Raw genomic sequence first — 18,874 nt, 5'->3', positions numbered from 1 at the left:
CGCTCGCACTCAGGCCGGGCGGCGCGCCGCCCGGATCGCCTTCAGCACGTCGCGCGCGGCCTTCGGAATCGGGGTGCCCGGCCCGAAGATGCCCTTGGCGCCCGCCTGGTACAGCATGTCGTAGTCCTGGGCCGGAATCACGCCGCCAACGAACACGATCACGTCATCTGCACCGAGCGCCTTCAGTCCGTCGATCACCGCCGGCACCAGTGTCTTGTGACCGGCCGCGAGGCTGGAGCAGCCGACCGCATGCACGTCGTTTTCGACCGCATGTCGCGCAACCTCTTCTGGCGTCTGGAAGAGCGGGCCGACGTCGATGTCGAAACCGAGGTCGGCGAAGGCCGACGCGACCACCTTGGCGCCCCGGTCATGACCGTCCTGACCGAGCTTCGCGATCATGATGCGGGGACGACGGCCCTCTTCCGCGACGAAGGCCTCGATGTCGACCTTCAATTCCTTCCAGTCGGCATCGTTTTCCACGACCGCTCCATAGACACCGGAAACGGCCTGCGGGTTGGCACGATAGCGCCCCCACACCTTTTCCAGCGCATCCGATATCTCACCCACGGTCGCCCGCACCCGCATCGCCTTGACTGCCAGATCGAGCAGGTTGCCCTGACCGGTTTCGGCACACGCGGTCAGCGCCGCCAGCGCGGCGTCGACCGCAGCCGCATCGCGACTGGCACGCACACTGGCCAGGCGCGCGATCTGCGACTCCCGTACCGCATGGTTGTCGATGTCCAGGATCTCGATCGGGTCTTCCTTGGCGAGCTTGTACTTGTTCACGCCGACGATGACGTCCTTGCCCGAATCGATGCGTGCCTGCTTGTCGGCGGCGCACTCCTCGACCTTCATCTTGGCCCAGCCGCTCTCCACCGCCTTGGTCATGCCGCCCATGGCCTCGATCTCCTCGATCAGGGCCCAGGCCTTGTCGGCCATGTCCTGGGTGAGCTTTTCCATCATGTAGGAGCCGGCCCACGGATCGACCACGTTACAGATGTGCGTCTCTTCCTGGATGATGATCTGCGTGTTGCGCGCGATGCGGGCCGAGAACTCGGTCGGCAGCGCAATCGCTTCGTCGAGCGCATTCGTGTGCAGCGACTGGGTGCCGCCAAACACCGCCGCCATCGCCTCGATCGTGGTGCGCACCACGTTGTTGTAGGGATCCTGCTCGGTCAGCGACCAGCCCGAGGTCTGCGAGTGCGTGCGCAGCATCATCGATTTCTGGCTCTTGGGATTGAACTGCTTCATGATCCGCCACCACAGCAGACGCGCGGCGCGCATCTTGGCGATCTCGAGGTAGAAGTTCATCCCCACCGCCCAGAAGAAGGACAGGCGCCCGGCGAAGGTGTCGACGTCCATGCCGGAGTTGATGCCGGTGCGCACGTACTCCAGGCCGTCGGCCAGCGTGAAGGCGAGTTCGATCGCCTGGTTCGCGCCCGCCTCCTGGATGTGGTAGCCGGAAATCGAGATGCTGTTGAACTTCGGCATGTGCTGCGCGGTGTAGCCGAAGATGTCGGCGATGATCTTCATCGACGGGGTGGGCGGATAGATGTAGGTGTTCCGCACCATGAACTCTTTGAGGATGTCGTTCTGGATCGTGCCCGACAACTTGTCCTGGCTCACGCCCTGCTCTTCGGCCGCGACGATGTACCCGGCCAGGATCGGCAGCACCGCGCCGTTCATCGTCATCGACACCGACACCTTGTCGAGCGGAATGCTGTCGAACAGGATCTTCATGTCCTCGACCGAATCGATCGCCACACCTGCCTTGCCGACGTCACCGGTCACGCGCGGATGATCCGAATCGTAACCACGGTGGGTCGCGAGGTCGAAGGCCACCGACACGCCCTGGCCGCCCGCGGCGAGCGCCCTGCGATAGAACGCGTTCGACGCCTCGGCCGTTGAGAAGCCGGCGTACTGGCGTATGGTCCACGGCTTGACCGAATACATGGTCGGCTGCGGGCCCCGGACATAGGGCTCGAAGCCAGGCAAGGTATCAGCGAACGGCAGACCGGCCACGTCAGCCGCGGTATACAAGGGCTTGACCTCGAGGCCCTCCGGCGTCTTCCAGACCAGGTTTCCCGGCTCGCCACCGGGCGAATGCTTGGCAGCCGCCTTTTTCCAGGCCTCGAGATCGGGTTCCGGGCAGGCAGGATAATCAGATTTGGACATGATGTACCTCACAATGACTCGCCGCAGCGCTGCAGCTTTCAGAATATGGGATTTGCCGTGCGACGAACAGGCCACTCGCAACACGGGTTGCGAGTGGCCGTCGACGCCCGGGGTGTGACGCGCCCCTCTCCCGGCCCAAGGCTTCGGACCTCCCTCTTTCTGCGTCACACCCCGAAACTTGACTTGCTTCAACGGTGAGATAATACTTTATCCATAATTATGAAAGCAACCTGCATGTAGATCATCGCGTCAAGTGCTGCCAAAAACGGGTTGCACCCGAGCCAAGGAATGCACGCAATCGGGTTGCACCGAAACTGTTAACCATCAAGCGAATCGATCCACGTCCATGAACTCGTCCAGAATCGCTCCGCTCGCGCTGTACCAGGAGGTCGCCGAACGACTCCGACAACGCATCTTCTCGCACGAACTCAAGCCCGGCACCTGGGTCGATGAGCAGGCCCTGGCCGAACATTACGGGATCTCGCGCACGCCGCTGAGGGAGGCCCTCAAGGTGCTCGCCTCCGAAGGCCTGGTGACGCTGAAACCGCGCCGTGGCTGCTACGTGACCGAGATCTCGGAGCGCGACCTCGACGACATCTTCAGCATCATGCGGCTGCTGGAAGGGCAATGCGCGCGGGACGCTGCCGCGCGCGCCACCGACGCAGACCGTGCCGAACTCGAGCGCATCCACGCGCAGCTCGAGGCAGCGGCGCGCACCAAGGACATCGATGGCTTCTTCGAGGCCAATCAGGCTTTCCATCGCGCGCTGCAGGACATCGCGGACAATCGCTGGTTGCTGCAGGTCATCGGCGATCTGAGACAGGTCATCAAGCTGTCCCGCCATCACTCGCTGTTCAGCGCGGGGCGACTGGAGCAATCCTTGAGCGAGCACCGGGCCATTCTCGGCGCCCTGCTGGCCCGGGACCCGGAACGGACCGAGCGGGAGATGCGCACGCACATCGACAGCGGACGCAAGGCACTCGCCCGCATCGCCAACGCCCGCGGCGAGGTCGCCTCGGCGTGATCCGCGCGGCGACAGACCTCGCTTTCGTCGTCGCATCCGGCTGCGCGACGGCGGCCGGGATCAGCATCATGGACGATGCGGGCCGGGAGGCCCGGCTGCCCTCGGGCCCGGCCCAGCGAATCGTCGGCCTGGCGCCCCGCATCACCGGCCATCTGTGTCGCCACTAGGAGGCTGTCGGATCCCGATAGCGGTGGCGCCACTGACGACGCGTATCGGCCCACCAGGCGCGATCGAAGACCAGCGCGAGCGTCGGCAGCAACATGGCCAGGTGGTTGTCGGCCACCGACGCCTCCCCGGCGACCGGATTCACATGCGACAGGCCGAGACGCTTCAGGCGTGCCTCGAGCGGCGGGTGCGGGTCGAACGCGGCGACATCGGGGTCGAAGCCAGCTGCATGCTGCGGCAGGGAACCGTCCTCTGGCCGTCTGAAACCCGCGGCCATGCCCAGCCCCATCTCGCGATACGGCCGGATCGAGGGCGACGGCAGGTGGGCACTCTGCGCCATGACCTTGGTCCAGTAGTCGTCGATCAGGAAACGTTCCTTCAGCGCCACCTCGATCAGCACCTCGCCAATCAGATGCCGCCCCGCGACCGACGCGGCCGCGTGATCGGCCTCGAACTCCTCCAGGCGCGCAAGCCGCATCGCGTCGGCGAGGTTCGCCGTGGATGCCTGGTCCAGCCAGCATGCGAGCGGCCCCGGCAGATCCTCGATGATGCGATCGAGCGCCCGGAACCACCAGGCGCGCAGATGACAGCCCCAGGCACCGATACCGCAGCGCTGACGATGAAGGTGGCCGAACTCGTGCGCAAGCACGCCGGCCAGTTGCCGGTCGGACAGGCTGTGCGCGAGGGGAAGCCCCAACAGCAGGTGGGTCTGCATCGGTCCGACCCAGCCCCAGCGCGGTCGTTGCACGACTGTGGCATTCATGTCCCCGGTCATCCACACCGCGTCGAACGCCGGAAAGCCGAAGTGCCTGCCGACGCGCTCGATGAAACGATGCAGGGACGGCGCAGCATCATAGGGCAACAGCACCCCCCGGGGCGGCGGGGCGGGCGCCCGCAGCCAGTGACCACATGTGGCTCCGATGAACAGCATCACCAACGCCAACATCGTCAGCAGCACGCCTTGGGCAAAATCGGCACCGACGATCGCGTGAATGCCGTGCCACGATGCAAACGCCGCCAGCACGATCGACGCCCCGCCCAAACCGGACAGCGCCAGCAGACAGACGAGGGCGCGCACGCCGAGGCTACGGGACAGGCGAACACGGGTGGCGATCAGATCGCGTTGGCCAGCACTCACAGGCGCGTCCCCCTCTTTGCCATAGGAGGCTGTCGGACTTGAGGCTGATCTACTGCGCCGGTGGGAGAAGCGGTCCATAGCTGCCCGATTTTTCGTTGCATAGAGCCACTATGCGCCTCAAAATCGACCAGTTCTGTCCTCGCTTTCCCACCCGGCTCGTGACGATCGCTCAAGTCCGACAGCCTCCTAGAATGTTTCCGGACTATACCGGCATCGACCACCGAGTTGAATTGCGCAAAGGTAATAACGGGCCTGTCGTGACCCAGCCGCAACGCCGTTCAAAGTTATATGCTGCATTGCGCAACAAAGTCAGTACAATGGCGAAGCTGTGAGCCTGACCAATCGGCCACACCACCCTCCGGACCGCACTCCGGTCCAACACCCGCCCGCCTCGATTGGTGTCACTCAGCTTGAGCGACAGGCCGTCGCTGGAGCTATACGAACAATGTCGAACACAAACGAATTCGCTGGTCTTGGACTGGCCGAACCCCTTTTGCGCGCCGTGGCCGATGCCGGCTATACCGTGCCCACCCCGATCCAGGCGCAAGCCATCCCGATGGTGCTGGCCGGCGGTGACCTGCTCGCGGCGGCCCAGACCGGCACCGGCAAGACCGCCGGATTCACGCTGCCCATCCTGCACCGCCTGATGACACCGCGCCCCGGCAAGGCTATGCCCGGGCGACCGCGTTGCCTGATCCTGACGCCGACCCGCGAACTGGCAGCGCAGGTGCAGGAGTCGGTAGAAACCTACGGCAAACATCTGCCGCTCGCCTCGATGGTGATATTCGGCGGGGTCAACATCAATCCCCAGTTTGCACAGTTGCGCAAGCCGCTGGACATCCTCGTCGCCACGCCCGGCCGTCTGCTAGATCACGTCGGCCAGAAGACGGTCGACCTGTCCGGGGTCGAGATCCTCGTGCTGGACGAAGCCGACCGCATGCTCGACATGGGCTTCATCCGCGACATCCGCAAGGTGCTCGCGCTGCTGCCGAAACAGCGCCAGAACCTGCTGTTCTCGGCGACCTTCTCGGATGAGATCCGCGCACTCGCGAACGGGCTGCTGAACAATCCCGGCTGCGTCGAGGTCGCGCGGCGCAACACCACCTCCGAACTCGTTTCGCAGTCGGTCTACCTGATCGCACAGAAGCAGAAGCGCGAACTGCTGGCCCATCTGGTCAAACAGAACGGCTGGGATCAGGTGCTGGTCTTCACCCGCACCAAGCACGGCGCCAACAAGCTCGCCGAATACCTGCTCAAGCGCGGCATCGCTGCGGCAGCGATTCACGGCAACAAGAGCCAGGCGGCTCGCACCCGCGCGCTGTCCGAATTCAAGGACGGCTCCCTGCCCATCCTGGTGGCCACCGACATCGCCGCACGCGGCCTGGACATCGAGCAACTGCCTCACGTGGTCAACTTCGAATTGCCCAACATCGCCGAGGATTATGTGCACCGCATCGGGCGCACCGGACGGGCCGGCAGCCCGGGCCATGCGATCTCGCTGGTCGACGGCGAGGAGGTCAAGCATCTGGCCGGCATCGAACGCCTGATCAAGCAGCGCATCGACCGGGCCACCGCATCGGACTTCACCCCTTCGGCCAATGATGCCGATCATGGTGTCGAGCACGGCCGTTCCGGCCCCGGCACGCAGAATCGCGGCGACCGCTCGCGCGCAAACGCGCCGCGGTCGGGCGGGGGCCGACCGAACCCGGCACGCAGCGAAACCAAACGACCGACCGACGAGCGCCGGCCGGCGGCGAGCAAGCCTGCCTCGAGCGGCGCAGCGCGCGCCAACCGACCCGCCACGCCGGGTCGTGCGGCACCCCGGGCGGCACTGTTCGCCGGCAAGTCGGGCACGCGTAACCACTGACAGCCGCCTGTAGCACGCCTTCGGGCGTTGCCACCGGCTCGGAGGCCCGATCTCGTCACGAGGTCGGGCTTTTTTGTTGATGCCACCGATCGCGGATGCAGCCTCGGCAGATCGGCGTCGATTCAATACGAATATCTACTTGACATTTTCCAGAACATCGAACGAAAATCCGTTTGCCATATGGCATTTACATTTTCTGGGAGATCGTCATGGGTAAGTTGATTCGCGCAATCCTTTTCGCCTTGCTTGTTTCGCCGCTGCATGCCCTCGCCGTAGAACCGGTCGACATCAACACCGCCGAGCCCGCGACGCTCGAGCAGGTGAAGGGCATCGGCCCGTCCAAGGCCAGTGCGATCGTCAGGTATCGTTCCGAGAACGGCCCATTCGCATCGGTCGATGATCTGGTGCGGGTACCTGGAATCGGAGAGAAATCGCTGGAACAGCTGCGCGATCGGCTGACCGTCGGACAGGCGACGCGCTGAGTCAAGCCGCCACTGCAACGGCGCCGGATGCATCCACGACGATGCACCCGGCGCCGCCGCGCTGGTCAGGGCTCACACGGCGGAAGGCGCTGAGCTTTTCCACTCGACATGCGCTTAGCATAAGGCTCGAACAGCGTGGACCTCTGCACTAGGCGCCCGCGGCGAAGGCCCGCGTGGCGGCGAGCAGGCCATCCACGTCGAGATGCGCTTCGATCGCGTCGGCGAGCCGCTCGAGGTCGGCTTCGCGTCGCTGGCCCAGATCGGACCGCCCGGGCCGCGTCAGTCCGGCCCAATCCAGCATCGCACTCAGCGCCTCCGGATGATCGAGCAGCCCGTGTACATAGGTGCCGGCAACCAGGCCGTCGTCCGAGATCACGCCATCCGCACGACCATCGTCGAGTTTCACCAGAGGCCGTTCCGACGCCGGACCCGCACTGGTTCCGAGATGAATCTCGTACCCTTCCACCCTTGCCGCCCCGAAGGTCAGCCGACCAGAGACGCGTCGCAATTGCTTGTCCCGCTCCAGCGTGCTGTCCAGGTTCAGCCAGCCGAATCCCTCGCCCGCGGCCGCCTGACCTTCCAGCCGGTGCGGATCCCGGATATGGCGGCCCAGCATCTGGTAGCCGCCGCACAGCCCCAGCACCTTGCCGCCGTATCGCAGATGGCGCGCGAGGTAATTCTCCCATCCCTGCGCGCGCAACCAAGCGAGGTCGGCGATCACGCTCTTGGACCCCGGTAGCACCACCAGATCCACTGCGGGGATCGACTGTCCCGGCCCGACCCATGAAAAATCGACCTCCGGGTGCAGGCGCAGCGCATCCAGATCGGTGTGGTTCGACACCCGGGGCATCGCTGGCGCGATCGCCCGAAACCGGGCCTCGGGCTTGGACCGCCGGGCGTCATCGATCGCATCCTCGGCATCCAGGAAGAGGCCATGCAGGTACGGCAGCACGCCGAAGACCGGCCGGCCGGTGCGCTGTTCCAGCCACTCCAGCCCCGATTTCAGCAGTGCCGGATCGCCTCGAAAACGGTTGATCACGAACCCCAGCACCCGCGCCTGCTCGCTCGCGGACAGCAGCTCCAGCGTCCCGACCAGATGCGCGAAAACACCGCCCTTGTCGATGTCGGCGACGATGATCACCGGCACATCGGCCGCCTCGGCGAAACCCATGTTGGCGATATCGCGGTCGCGCAGGTTGATCTCGGCCGGACTGCCCGCGCCTTCCACCAACACGCATGCGTAACGCTCGCACAGACGACGCCAGGACGCCATCACCGCCTGCATCGCCAGCGGCTTGAACGCATGGTAGGCGCTAGCCGACAATTGAGCATGCACCTTGCCGTGAATGATCACTTGGGCGCCGACGTCGGTGGATGGCTTCAGCAGCACCGGGTTGAAGTCGGTGTGCGGCTCGATGCCGGCAGCCAGGGCCTGCAGGGCCTGCGCGCGACCGATCTCCCCACCATCGATGGTGACAGCGGAATTGAGCGCCATGTTCTGCGGCTTGAACGGCGCGACCCGCAGCCCCCGGCGTACCAGCACCCGCGCGAGTCCGGCCACTAGCGTGCTCTTGCCCGCATCGGAGGTGGTGCCCTGAACCATCAGCGCGAGCACATGCGCCGGATCGGATCGGGCGGGCCCGAGCCTCAGTTCGTTCGATGGACCGGCGGACGGCGGCTTTGCGCTTTCACTCACGTATACTCTCCCATTTAGCTGTGTCGCCCGGCTCCCTGCGGCGGCCTATATCACCGGCGTTCATGTCGATGCTGTTCCTCAAACTCGTGGCCGCGCTGTGCGCGGACCGTTTGCTCGGCGAGCCGCGCCGCTGGCATCCGCTGGTCGGATTCGGCCGGTTCGCAAATCTGCTCGAGACGCTCACGCGACGCCTGCTCGGCGACAGCGTGACCGCGGGCGCGGTCGCGTGGCTGGTGGCCGTCGTACCGGCGGTGGCCGTCGCGGCGCTCCTGCGCGAGGCGCACCCGCTCGCCCACTGGGTCACCGACATCGCGCTGCTGTACTTCGCCGTCGGCGCACACAGCCTCGCCGCGCATGCACAGGCGATCACGACACCACTCGAACTTGGCCGTCTCGACGAAGCGCGCCGCGCCGTATCCTACATCGTCAGTCGTGACACTGCCGACCTCAGCGAGGCGGAAGTGGCCGCCGCCGGGGTCGAGTCGGTGCTCGAGAACGGACATGACGCGATCTTCGGCGCGATCTTCTGGTTCATGCTGCTTGGCGGTCCGGGGGCACTGCTGTTCCGGCTCGCGAACACGCTGGATGCAATGTGGGGTTACCGGAATCGACGCTACGCGCTGTTCGGGCGTGTCGCCGCGCGCGCGGACGACGTGCTCGGCTGGCTGCCGGCCCGCCTGACCGCGCTGACCTATGCCATGCTCGGTCACACGCGCAACGCGCTGACTTGCTGGAGGACCCAGGCCGGGGCCTGGAAAAGCCCGAATGCGGGCCCGGTCATGGCCGCCGGCGCCGGCGCCCTCGGCGTCAGCCTCGGTGGCGCGGCCCGTTACCACGGCGAAACCCAAGCGCGCCCGCCGCTCGGCTGCGGTCCGGTACCCGACGTACTCGCACTCACTGGCGCGCTCGAACTGACCCGACGCGGCATGCTGCTGTGGGTCTGCGTCCTCGGCGCTGTCGCGCTCGTGCTTGCACTCGGCGGGTGGGCGCGATGAACGCACCTGCGACGCCCTTGACCGACGCGCTCGACGGCCCCGTCGCCGACGATACGCGCCCCGTCCATGGCGGACGGCTGCGCCAGGCTGCGCGCGAGTACGGCATCCCGCTGTCGGCATGGCTGGACCTTTCCACCGGCATCAATCCCCGGCCCTACCCGCCGCCGGCGCTGCCGCTGTCGGCTTGGACCCGCCTGCCTGAGGACGACGACGGGCTCGAGACCGCCGCGGCCGCATACTACGGCACCGCCGACTTGTTGCCGGTGGCCGGCTCCCAGGCTGCGATCCAGGCCCTGCCCGCAGTGCTGCCGGGCAACCGGGTGACCATCGTCGGCCCCACCTACGCCGAGCACGCCCACGCATGGCGAGGACGCACGCTTCACCACATCGGTCCCGACGCACTCGCGTCGGCCGCCGCGAGCGACATCGTGGTGGTCGTGAACCCCGACAATCCGACTGGCCGGCTCATCGCTCCCGAAGACCTGCTGGCCCTGCACGATGGACTGGCGCGACGCGGGGGGTGGCTGATCGTGGACGAAGCCTTCATCGACCCGTACCCCGAAGCGAGTCTGGCCGCTCACGTCGGGGCGGTCGGGTTGGTGGTGCTGCGCTCACTCGGCAAGTTCTTCGGCTTGGCCGGCGCGCGCGTGGGCTTCGTGCTCGCGCCTGCGTCACTGCGCGATGCACTGGCCCGACAACTGGGCCCCTGGACGCTTTCCGGTCCGGCACGCGAGGTCGCGCGTGCAGCGCTGGCCGACTCCGCCTGGCAGGGGCACACTCGCACCTGGCTGGCGGGCGAAAGCCGGCGCCTGCTCGACCTGCTGCGCCGAGCCGGCTTGGCCGAAGCCTCCACGTGCGCGCTGTTCTGTCAGGCGCGGACCGAGGCCGCGGGTCCGTGGCACACGGCGCTCGCCCGGCTAGGCATCCTCGTGCGGCACTTCGACCAGCCGCCGCGCCTCCGCTTCGGCCTGCCCGGCACCGAAGCCGAATGGCAGAGACTCGAGACCGCCCTCACCACCACCGCTGGCCTGTTAGCCGCCCAAGGCCAGACATCTGTCCCCGCCGTCGAGGCCCGAACCACATGAATCCACGCCAACGCGTCCGCGCCGCAGTTGCACTGATCGCACTGACCGCCAGCCTCGCCGCCGGCGCGGTCGACCCGCTGACCGTCGTCGACGACACCGGCCGCACTGTACGACTCGCCGGGCCGGCCGAACGCATCGTAAGCCTCGCACCGCACGTCACCGAGGTCCTGTTCGCCGCCGGCGCCGGCGCACACGTCGTCGGCGTGGTGGCCTACAGCGACTACCCGGAGGCCGCCAGATCCCTGCCGCAGGTAGGCGGCTACAGCAACGTCGATCTCGAGGCGATCGTCGCACTGCGCCCGGATCTGGTCGTCGCCTGGGCCAGCGGCAACCGGCACGCCCACCTCGACAAGCTAGAGGCGCTCGGCATTCCGGTCTATCTGAACGAATCCCGCGACCTCGCCGGCGTCGCACGCAGCATCGAGCAGTTCGGCCTGCTCGCCGGCACCGGAGACGTCGCGGGTGATGCGGCGGCGGCCTTCCGCGCCCGCTGGCAGTCGCTCGCCGAACGCCATGCGCACCGGCCGACGGTGCGCATGTTCTATCAGATCTGGAACGAGCCACTGATGACGGTCAATGGCCAGCACCTGATCTCGGACGTGATCCGGCTGTGCGGCGGCGAGAACGTGTTCGCCGAACTCGACCAGCTCGCTCCGCGCATCGGCGTCGAGGCGGTGCTGACCCGGGCGCCGGAAGTCATCGTCGCCAGCGGCATGGGCGAGGCGCGGCCGGAGTGGCTGGACGCCTGGCGCGACTGGCCCGGACTGCCCGCAGCCGAAGCCGGCAACCTCCATTTCATCCCGCCCGACATCCTGCAACGCCACACACCGCGTATTCTCGACGGCGCCGAACGCCTGTGCGGTTTTCTCGAGGCTGCCCGCGGCAAGCGCCCGACCGACTGAGCCCGATCTCAACGCGACGCGCGCAAGGCCTGGACGCTCGCCAGCAGCGCCGCGTCGCCCTCCTGCGGTTCGCCCCGCCAACGCTCGAAATGCAGCACCGACTCCAGCGGCATGCGACGCAGCCATCCGGCGCGCTCGAGGTCGGGCTTGGCGTGGAAGGCCTCGACGTAGCCCATGCACATCCACCCGATCAGCTCCAGCGCCGGCGGCAGACCCAGCACCGCGCGGATGCGCAGCGGATCGAAGATGCTCACCCAGCCCATGCCGATGCCTTCGGCACGAGCGGCCAGCCACATGTTCTGCACCGCGCACACCGTGCTGTAGACATCCATCTGCGGCATGTGGGTACGGCCGATCACCACCGGTCCGTGGCGCGACCGGTCGCAGGTCACGCACACGCCCACCGGCGCGTCGAGAATGCCTTCGAGCTTGAGGCGCCGGTACTGTGCCTGCCGCTCGCCTTCGAACATCTGCGCCGCTTCGGCATGAGCGCTCTCGAATGCGGCGCGGACCTCACGCCGGGTCTGCTCGGCGCGGATTACGATGAAATCCCAGGGCTGCATGAAACCAACCGAAGGCGCGTGATGGGCCGCGTCCAGAATGCGCGCCAGCACCCTGTCCGGAATCGGATCGGGCAGGAACTCACGACGCACATCGCGGCGCGAATGGATGACGCGATACACGGCATCGCGCTCTGCCTGGCTGAAATCAGGCATGCGGACAGTCCCTCCTGGTCACATCGTTCAGGCGCGCGCGGGGCCACACGGCGGTGGCCACCGCACGCACCTGCGGTTCAGAAATCGACACCTGCCTGAGCCTTGATGCCCGCCTTGAAGGCATGACGCACATCGGCAATCTCGCTGATGGTATCGGCGATCTCGAGCAACTCCGGCTTGGCGGCGCGGCCGGTCACGATCACGCTTTGCGCCTGCGGCCGCGCGCGAATCGCCTCGACCACCCGCGCGGTGTCGAGATAGCCGTATTTCAGCATGTAGGTGAGCTCGTCGAGCACCACCAGAAAGCGCGACGCATCGGCCAGCATGCGCTCGGCGTGGGCCCAGGCGGTCTCGGCGGCGCGCTGATCCGCCTCCCAGTTCTGGGTTTCCCAGGTAAAGCCGGTCGCCATCGCATGGTAGTCGACTGCCTCGCCGAAGGGTTCGAGCGCGGCCACCTCGCCGGTGTTGCGGGTACCCTTGATGAACTGCACCAGACCAACCCGCTCGCCATGGCCTAGCGCGCGGAACAGCGTGCCGAAGGCCGACGTGGTCTTGCCCTTGCCGTTGCCAGTGATGACGATAAAAATGCCACGCTGCTCGCTGGCGCGTTCGATCGCGGCATCCACCACTGCCTTCTTGCGCTGCATGCGCGCCTCGTGACGACGCTTGCCGGATTCATCCATGGGGTTCAAACCTCCTGATGTGATGGCGCGGCCGTGGGTTCGGCGCCTGAAAAGAGCGCCGCGACCGCCTTGGGGTTGGACGGAAAATACAGATGCACATACGAGGCGGTCAGCCGCTGTCGACGATACACCGCCTCGCCCGGTTGGCCGTCGCCCCGCCGGGCGTGCAGCAGCGGCACGAGGTCGGTTTCGGTGCGGGAGTGGTGATAGGTGTGACCGGACAGCGTGCCCTCGGGCAGTTCGACCCACTGGGTGCCGAGCGCCACGAAGCGTGGCTGCAGCACCGCCCGACCCGGCAACACGCCGGCAAAGCGATGCGTCTGCCCCTCTTTGTCGACGATGGCGTCGAACAGGCTCATCATGCCGCCGCACTCGGCCAGCACCGGGCGCCCGGAGTCGGTGAAGTCAGCAAGCGCCCGCCACAAATCGTCCCGCTCGGTCAGTCGCCCGCCGTGCAACTCGGGATAACCACCCGGCAGCCACAGTGCATCCGCGTCGGGTAGCGCATCGCCTGCGAGCGGCGAGAAAAAGCACAAGTCAGCCCCCAGCGCCCGCAAGGTGTCGAGGTTGGCGGGATAGATGAACCCATAGGCCGAATCATGCGCGATCGCGATCCGCTTGCCCGCCAGCAGTGGCGGCAGGCCGGGCGGCGGCACCATGTCGAAGCACACCGCCTCGGGCAGCGCGCCCGCGCCGGTGCGCTCCAGCGCATCGGCGAAGCGGTCCAGCCGCGCGAGCAGGTCCGGAATCTCCGCCGCCTGCATCAGCCCGAGATGCCGCTCCGGCAGCGCCGCCTCGGCTTCGCGGGGCAGTGCCCCATACCAGCGGATGCCCTCCGGCAGCGCGTCGCGCAGCATGTCCGAATGCCCGGCGCTGCCGACCCGGTTGGCGAGCACGCCCGAAAACGGCAAGCCCGGACGATAGGTCGCCATGCCGTGCGCGACCGCGGCGAAGGTCTGCGCCATCGCCGATGCGTCGATCACCGCCATCACCGGAATACCGAAGCGCTCGGCGATGTCCGCGCTCGACGGCGTGCCGTCGAACAAACCCATCACCCCCTCGACGATGATCACGTCGGCCTCGGCTGCGGCCGCACTCAGCCGCCAGCGCGCATCGGCCTCGCCGCACATGCCCAGATCGAGGTTGTAGACCGGCGCGCCACTGGCGATCGCGTGGATCTGCGGATCCAGAAAATCCGGCCCGCCCTTGAACACCCGCACCCGTTTGCCCCGGCGCGCGAACATCCGCGCCATCGCCGCAACGACGGTGGTCTTGCCCTGCCCCGAGGCCGGCGCCGCGACCAGAATCGCCGCACAGCGCAGAGGCGGCGCCGACTGCCCGGTCAAACGTTGCACGCCGCTCATCGCGCAGTCTTGTCGAAATACCGGCGCAAATCGTCCAGCCCGTGGAGCAAGGTCGGCGCCGGGTGCAAGAACTTTTCGCCGTCGAGCACAACCAGCCTCGCATCGTCCGGCCACGGAATCGTCGCGCAGGATTGAGCGACCTGTCGCGTGAACACGAACACATATTCCGGTCGCAGGTCGTTCATCCGGTGCAAGATGTCTTCGCTCGTCATCTCCTGCGACAGATGCGCAACGCCGGTTTCGGTCTCGACAATCTCGAAACCTGCCGTCTCGAACAACTCGGTCAGCCAGGTCTCCCGGCCAAACGAATAGGGCTGGCCGGAGCATGAGGACAGCAGCAAGGCCCGCTGCCCTTGACCGATGTTGTCGGCTTTCTCGCGCCACGTACGCGCAAATTCGTCAGCACGTGCATCGCCATCGGCGAGTCCTGCCGCGCGAGCGATCTGGCGCAGGTTGTCCTCGATCTGCGCCATGCTGGCGAAACTGTCCAGCCGCAAGGCAATCGCAACGGGCGGGGTCAGCGCGGCCAGCGTGTCCGACGGCGTCCAGTTCGAGGTAATGATGAGGTCGGGCTCGAGCAACGCAATCGCCTCTGCATCGGGGTCCAGCACACCGCCGGTATCGAGCGCGTTCTGCACGAGCCGCTCATAGCGGCTGGCACCGACGACACAGCCATCCAGACCGAGCCAGGCCAGTTGCTGGCTGATGTAGGGTGATTGGCTCACGATGCGCGGACAGGCCGGATCCTGCGCCAAGCCGATGGCCGGCCACAAAAGCAACAACAGAAACACGATTCGCATCACCTACTCCCTTAACTATCCAATAAAACTCATAAAACATTGACAAATAAGCAATCTTCCTACGCTCAGGCGGGCAAAAAAACCGTACGACCGCCCAGTTCATGGCGCAGCAACCGGTGACCGAAGGCAGCGCTCAGCCAGTCCTCGCGCAACACCTCGTCCCGGCTACCGGCCCTGACCCCGCCGCTACCGTCGAGCAGGATCACCAGGTCGGCGTAGCGCACGGCAAGGTTGACGTCGTGCAACACCATCACGACCCCACAGCCGGCATCGGCGCGCCGGCGGAACAGATCGAGCATTGCGATCTGAAAACGCAGGTCCAGGTGATTGTTCGGCTCGTCCAGCAGAAACAGGCGCGGCGACTGTGTCAGCAAGGCAGCGATCGCCACCCGCTGACGCTCCCCGCCGGACAGGGTCAGGATGTTGCGCGCCTCGAACCCGGCCAGACCCACCTCGCGCAAGGCCTCGCGCGCCATGCGCTCATCCGCTTCGCCCTCCCAGCCCCAGCGGCCGAGGTGCGGGTGTCGTCCGATCAGCACCGTCTGCAGCACCGAGGACGAAAAATGATCGCCCTGGTGTTGCGTCAGCAAACCCCTGCAACGGGCCAGTTCCAAGCTGTCCCATTGCGCGAGCGGGCGCCCCTCGATGCGGATTTCGCCCACGCTCGGCGCGCGCAAACCGGCGATGGTGTTGAGCAGTGTGGTCTTGCCCGCGCCGTTCGGGCCGATCAGCGCGAGACATTCTCCGGCGGCCAGCCGCATGCCGAACTCGCAACACAGCCAGCGCTCGCCAACCTGTAGCGCCACGCCAGCGACCTCGAGCATCGGCGCGCTCACGTGGCCCGCCGCGTGCGCGACAGCAGGAACAGGAACACCGGCACGCCGATCAGGGCGGTCAACACCCCGACCGGCAACTGCAGCGGCGCGATCACGGTGCGTGCGGCGGTGTCGGCCAAGGTCAGCAAAGTGCCTCCGGCGAGCATCGCCGCAGGCAGTAACAGACGCTGGTCGTTGCCGATGACGAATCGCACCAGATGCGGCACCACCAGCCCGACAAACCCGACCGAGCCGATCAGCGTGACCGCGACCGCGGTCAGCAGCGACGCCACCACGTAAAGCAGGTAACGCAGACGCTGCACCCGGACCCCCAGCGCCAGCGCTATCGTTTCGCCGCGCGCGAGCACGTTGAGGTCGCGCGCGAACGGCATCACCAACGCCAGCCCCACCAGCATCACCAGCGCCGCCGGCCACGGGTTGCGCGCGCCGGACGCGTCCCCCATCAGCCAGAACAACATCGACATCACCCGGTTGTCAGCGGTGAGCGACAACAGCAGCGTGATGACCGCGCCGCAACCTGCGGCCACGATCACTCCGGTCAGCAGCAACCGCGTCTGCGTCCATGAGCCGTCGCCGTGGGCGAGCCCGAATACGAGCAGCATCGCCGTCATCGCGCCCGCGAAAGCCGAGACATCGACCAGCCACGGCGTCAGTCCGAACAGCATCGCGGACAGCGCGCCCACCGCCGCCCCCCCGGAGATCCCCAAAACGTAGGGGTCGGCCAGCGGATTGCGCAGCAGCACCTGCATCAACGCGCCGGCCATCGCGAGCAGGCCGCCGCAGACGAACACCGCCACCGCCCGCGGCAGACGCAACTGCATCACTACGTTGGCTTCAATGCCGTCGATCGCACCGGTGAGCGCACGAAACACCGCCGCGACCGGAATGGGCAACTCCCCACTCGTGAGCGCCAGCACGATGCTCGCCGCGCCGGCAAGGGTCAGCGCGAGCACGACCACGACGGCCCGCTGCGCCGAGCCGCTCGCCCCCCCCCTGCGCGCGACGCCAGGGCTCACGCGAGCCCCCGTCCGTCCTCAGCGGGGTGCATAGCGAAGACCCGCGAACAAGTTGCGCCGCGGCGTGCCGAAGTCACGACCCCGGAAATCCTGCGCCAGCGCGTACCTTTTGTCGAAGATGTTGTTCGCGCGCAACTCCAGGCGCCAGTCCGGTGTGAAATCATAATCGGCGGTCAGGTTGGCGAGTACGTAGCCCCCCATGCGCTGCTTGTTGGCAACGTCGTTGTAGCGCCTGCCCTGGCCCGTGAGTTCCCCGCCGACGCGCCATGACGCAATGCGGGTGAGGGCCCGCACATGGCCCGAATGGCGCGCGCGCCGGGGCAGCCAGTTGTCAGTGCGCGTGTCGCGCGCGTTGAGCCAGTCCCAGCCGAACTCGAGATCCACATCCGCCAGGCGCGTCCCCGCCGCGACCTCGACCCCCTCGAGCTTGGCGGTGTTGATGTTGACTGGCGGCCAGCCAGCGATCAGCTCGCTGACGCGGTTGTTGAAATAGGTCACACCGAGCGCATATTTGCCATCGTCCCAGCGTAGTCCGAGTTCGCGGTTGCGCCCCTCCTCGGGCTCGAGATCGGGGTTCCCGCCGCCTCCGAAGACCGGATCCGCCGGCCAGTAGAGATCGTTGAAGCTCGGGGCACGGAACGACGTACCGTAACCGGCGACCAGCCGCAACGCATCCGTCAGCTGATAGCCGTAGGCGATATTGCCGGTGTCGTGGCTGCCGAAGCCAGTGATGCGGTCGCGCCGAAGGTTGAACTGCACGTCGTGGCGGCCGAACTGTCCGCCCCAGCCCGCCAGCCATGAGCGGGTGGTGCGATCCGTCTCGACGAAGTCGGTGCTGCTGTCCACCCGCTGCCGCAGTTCCTCGTAGGCCAGCATCATGTTGCCGCCGGCCACATCAATGTCGTGCTGCCACATGAACTGGCGCTGCCGGGTATCAAAATGGCTGCGCGTCCTGCGGTTGCTCCGATTCGTGAGTTCGTCCCTGCTCTGGCCCAGGCGCACCGTGCTGCGCCAGCCCTCGGCCAGCGCGTTGCTCATCGTCAGGCCAAGCACCTGCGAGCGCTTGTCGAGGAAGGAGTCGAAATCCTGCGCGTTGTCATAACGGTTGCGGCCATCGGTATCCCAGTAGTTCAGGCTCACGTCGTCGCGCTCGCGAAAGCCCAGCGCGACCGTGGCATTGACGAAGTCATTGCGCCAGCCGTCACGATCGGCGTCGGTACCGGCGAAGGACTCGGGTTGGGCATCGAAACCCCTGCTGCGGTCGTGACCCACGTCGAGGTTGTAGCGCAGCCGCCCTGTGCCACCGGCCACACCTGCGCTCGCGGTGTAGCTGTCCCAGCGACCCGCCCCGAAGTGCGCACGCGGCACCACGCCATCCACGTCGCGGCGAGTGAAGATCTGGATCACGCCGCCCACTGCGTCCGCGCCGTACAGCGCGCTGGCGGGGCCGCGCAGGATCTCGATGCGCTCGATCAGGGCCAGCGGAATCGTCTCCAGCGAAGGCGCGCCATTGGTTGCGGAACCGATACGCATGCCGTCGATCAGCAGCAGCGTCTGATTGGCGTTCGCGCCGCGGATGAACACGCTCGTGTTCGCGCCGGCTCCGCCATTGGTAGAGATCTGAATGCCCGGCCGGGTCCCCAGCAGTTCGGTCAGTGTCCGGCCACTGGAACGCTCGATATCCTCGCGGGTAATGACATCGACGCTTGCGAGGACTTCGTCGACGCGCTGCGCCTGGCGGGTCGCGGTGACGACGGTGGCCGGCATCACCGCGCCATCCCTGAGACCATCGACCTGTGCGGATGCGGGAAAGGCAGTGGCCACCGCGATCGCGGTGGCAGTGAAACGGATCTTCATTATTGTGCTCCCTTGCGCCACGGCGCGCGTCCCCGCACGTCATGGTCATGCCAAGAAAGATGCGCACGCACGG

At 66.7% G+C, this 18,874-nt stretch carries 16 protein-coding genes; 6 read left to right on the top strand and 10 right to left on the bottom strand.

All coding sequences use genetic code 11. The features are described from left to right. Positions 1-9: 9 nt before the first annotated feature. Positions 10-2,175 carry a methylmalonyl-CoA mutase gene (scpA, locus tag ACKVEX_RS11040; RefSeq protein WP_473215784.1) on the bottom strand — a complete coding sequence of 722 codons (2,166 nt, stop codon included), beginning with the start codon at positions 2,173-2,175 and terminating at the stop codon, positions 10-12. A 346-nt stretch (positions 2,176-2,521) separates the two neighbouring features. Here scpA and ACKVEX_RS11035 point away from each other — a divergent pair, with 346 nt between their 5' ends. Next, positions 2,522-3,199: a GntR family transcriptional regulator gene (locus tag ACKVEX_RS11035; RefSeq protein WP_473215783.1), complete on the top strand. Its 678-nt coding sequence runs from the start codon at positions 2,522-2,524 to the stop codon at positions 3,197-3,199. Positions 3,200-3,362: 163 nt separating this feature from the next. On the opposite strand, the gene ACKVEX_RS11030 is transcribed toward ACKVEX_RS11035, so the two are convergent. Further along, entirely contained in the window at positions 3,363-4,502 is a 1,140-nt protein-coding gene (locus ACKVEX_RS11030; protein ID WP_473215782.1) for a M48 family metallopeptidase, read from the bottom strand. Positions 4,503-4,947: 445 nt separating this feature from the next. Between ACKVEX_RS11030 and ACKVEX_RS11025 the strand changes: the two genes are divergently transcribed. Next, a complete protein-coding gene (locus tag ACKVEX_RS11025; RefSeq protein WP_473215781.1) occupies positions 4,948-6,369 on the top strand; it encodes a DEAD/DEAH box helicase in 1,422 nt (473 codons plus the stop codon). A gap of 209 nt (positions 6,370-6,578) precedes the next feature. Then, positions 6,579-6,851 carry a ComEA family DNA-binding protein gene (locus ACKVEX_RS11020; RefSeq protein ID WP_473215780.1) on the top strand — a complete coding sequence of 91 codons (273 nt, stop codon included), beginning with the start codon at positions 6,579-6,581 and terminating at the stop codon, positions 6,849-6,851. Between the two features lie 148 nt (positions 6,852-6,999). On the opposite strand, the gene ACKVEX_RS11015 is transcribed toward ACKVEX_RS11020, so the two are convergent. Further along, positions 7,000-8,454: a cobyric acid synthase gene (locus ACKVEX_RS11015; RefSeq protein ID WP_473215908.1), complete on the bottom strand. Its 1,455-nt coding sequence runs from the start codon at positions 8,452-8,454 to the stop codon at positions 7,000-7,002. A 155-nt stretch (positions 8,455-8,609) separates the two neighbouring features. Between ACKVEX_RS11015 and cbiB the strand changes: the two genes are divergently transcribed. From cbiB to ACKVEX_RS11000, 3 genes are read left to right on the top strand one after another with little or no spacing between them, the layout of a single operon-like run. Continuing rightward, complete coding sequence (cbiB, locus tag ACKVEX_RS11010; RefSeq protein WP_473215779.1) at positions 8,610-9,542, top strand: adenosylcobinamide-phosphate synthase CbiB; 933 nt, start codon at positions 8,610-8,612, stop codon at positions 9,540-9,542. Further along, entirely contained in the window at positions 9,539-10,627 is a 1,089-nt protein-coding gene (gene cobD / locus ACKVEX_RS11005) for a threonine-phosphate decarboxylase CobD (RefSeq protein WP_473215778.1), read from the top strand. The genes cbiB and cobD overlap by 4 nt, the downstream gene beginning before the upstream one ends. Further along, a complete protein-coding gene (locus ACKVEX_RS11000; protein ID WP_473215777.1) occupies positions 10,624-11,529 on the top strand; it encodes a cobalamin-binding protein in 906 nt (301 codons plus the stop codon). Before cobD ends, ACKVEX_RS11000 begins: the two co-directional genes overlap by 4 nt. A gap of 8 nt (positions 11,530-11,537) precedes the next feature. Here the strand turns inward: ACKVEX_RS11000 and bluB are convergent, their stop codons facing one another. The 7 genes from bluB to ACKVEX_RS10965 all read right to left on the bottom strand — a co-directional run bounded on the left by bluB (position 11,538) and on the right by ACKVEX_RS10965 (position 18,801). Beyond that, on the bottom strand, positions 11,538-12,245 hold the full coding sequence (gene bluB, locus ACKVEX_RS10995) for a 5,6-dimethylbenzimidazole synthase (RefSeq protein ID WP_473215776.1): 708 nt from the start codon (positions 12,243-12,245) through the stop codon (positions 11,538-11,540). 77 nt (positions 12,246-12,322) lie between these two features. Further along, entirely contained in the window at positions 12,323-12,928 is a 606-nt protein-coding gene (cobO, locus tag ACKVEX_RS10990) for a cob(I)yrinic acid a,c-diamide adenosyltransferase (protein ID WP_473215775.1), read from the bottom strand. 5 nt (positions 12,929-12,933) lie between these two features. Continuing rightward, positions 12,934-14,283 (bottom strand): cobyrinate a,c-diamide synthase, encoded by a 1,350-nt coding sequence (locus ACKVEX_RS10985; RefSeq protein WP_473215774.1) that lies wholly within the window; start codon positions 14,281-14,283, stop codon positions 12,934-12,936. Between the two features lie 5 nt (positions 14,284-14,288). After that, the gene (locus tag ACKVEX_RS10980; protein WP_473215773.1) at positions 14,289-15,092 is read right to left on the bottom strand and encodes an ABC transporter substrate-binding protein; all 804 of its coding nucleotides are present in this window, start codon (positions 15,090-15,092) and stop codon (positions 14,289-14,291) included. Positions 15,093-15,157: 65 nt separating this feature from the next. Beyond that, entirely contained in the window at positions 15,158-15,916 is a 759-nt protein-coding gene (locus tag ACKVEX_RS10975) for an ABC transporter ATP-binding protein (RefSeq protein ID WP_473215907.1), read from the bottom strand. An 8-nt stretch (positions 15,917-15,924) separates the two neighbouring features. Beyond that, a complete protein-coding gene (locus ACKVEX_RS10970) occupies positions 15,925-16,944 on the bottom strand; it encodes a FecCD family ABC transporter permease (protein ID WP_473215772.1) in 1,020 nt (339 codons plus the stop codon). An 18-nt stretch (positions 16,945-16,962) separates the two neighbouring features. After that, positions 16,963-18,801: a TonB-dependent receptor domain-containing protein gene (locus tag ACKVEX_RS10965; RefSeq protein WP_473215771.1), complete on the bottom strand. Its 1,839-nt coding sequence runs from the start codon at positions 18,799-18,801 to the stop codon at positions 16,963-16,965. Positions 18,802-18,874 lie beyond the last annotated feature (73 nt).

The sequence above is a fragment of the Denitraticella aggregata genome, from assembly GCF_048158365.1.
Classification (GTDB): Bacteria; Pseudomonadota; Gammaproteobacteria; order Burkholderiales; family Rhodocyclaceae; genus Azoarcus_F.
Note: the sequence above shows the minus strand (reverse complement) of the source record. Positions and strands in the feature narration are given on the sequence as shown.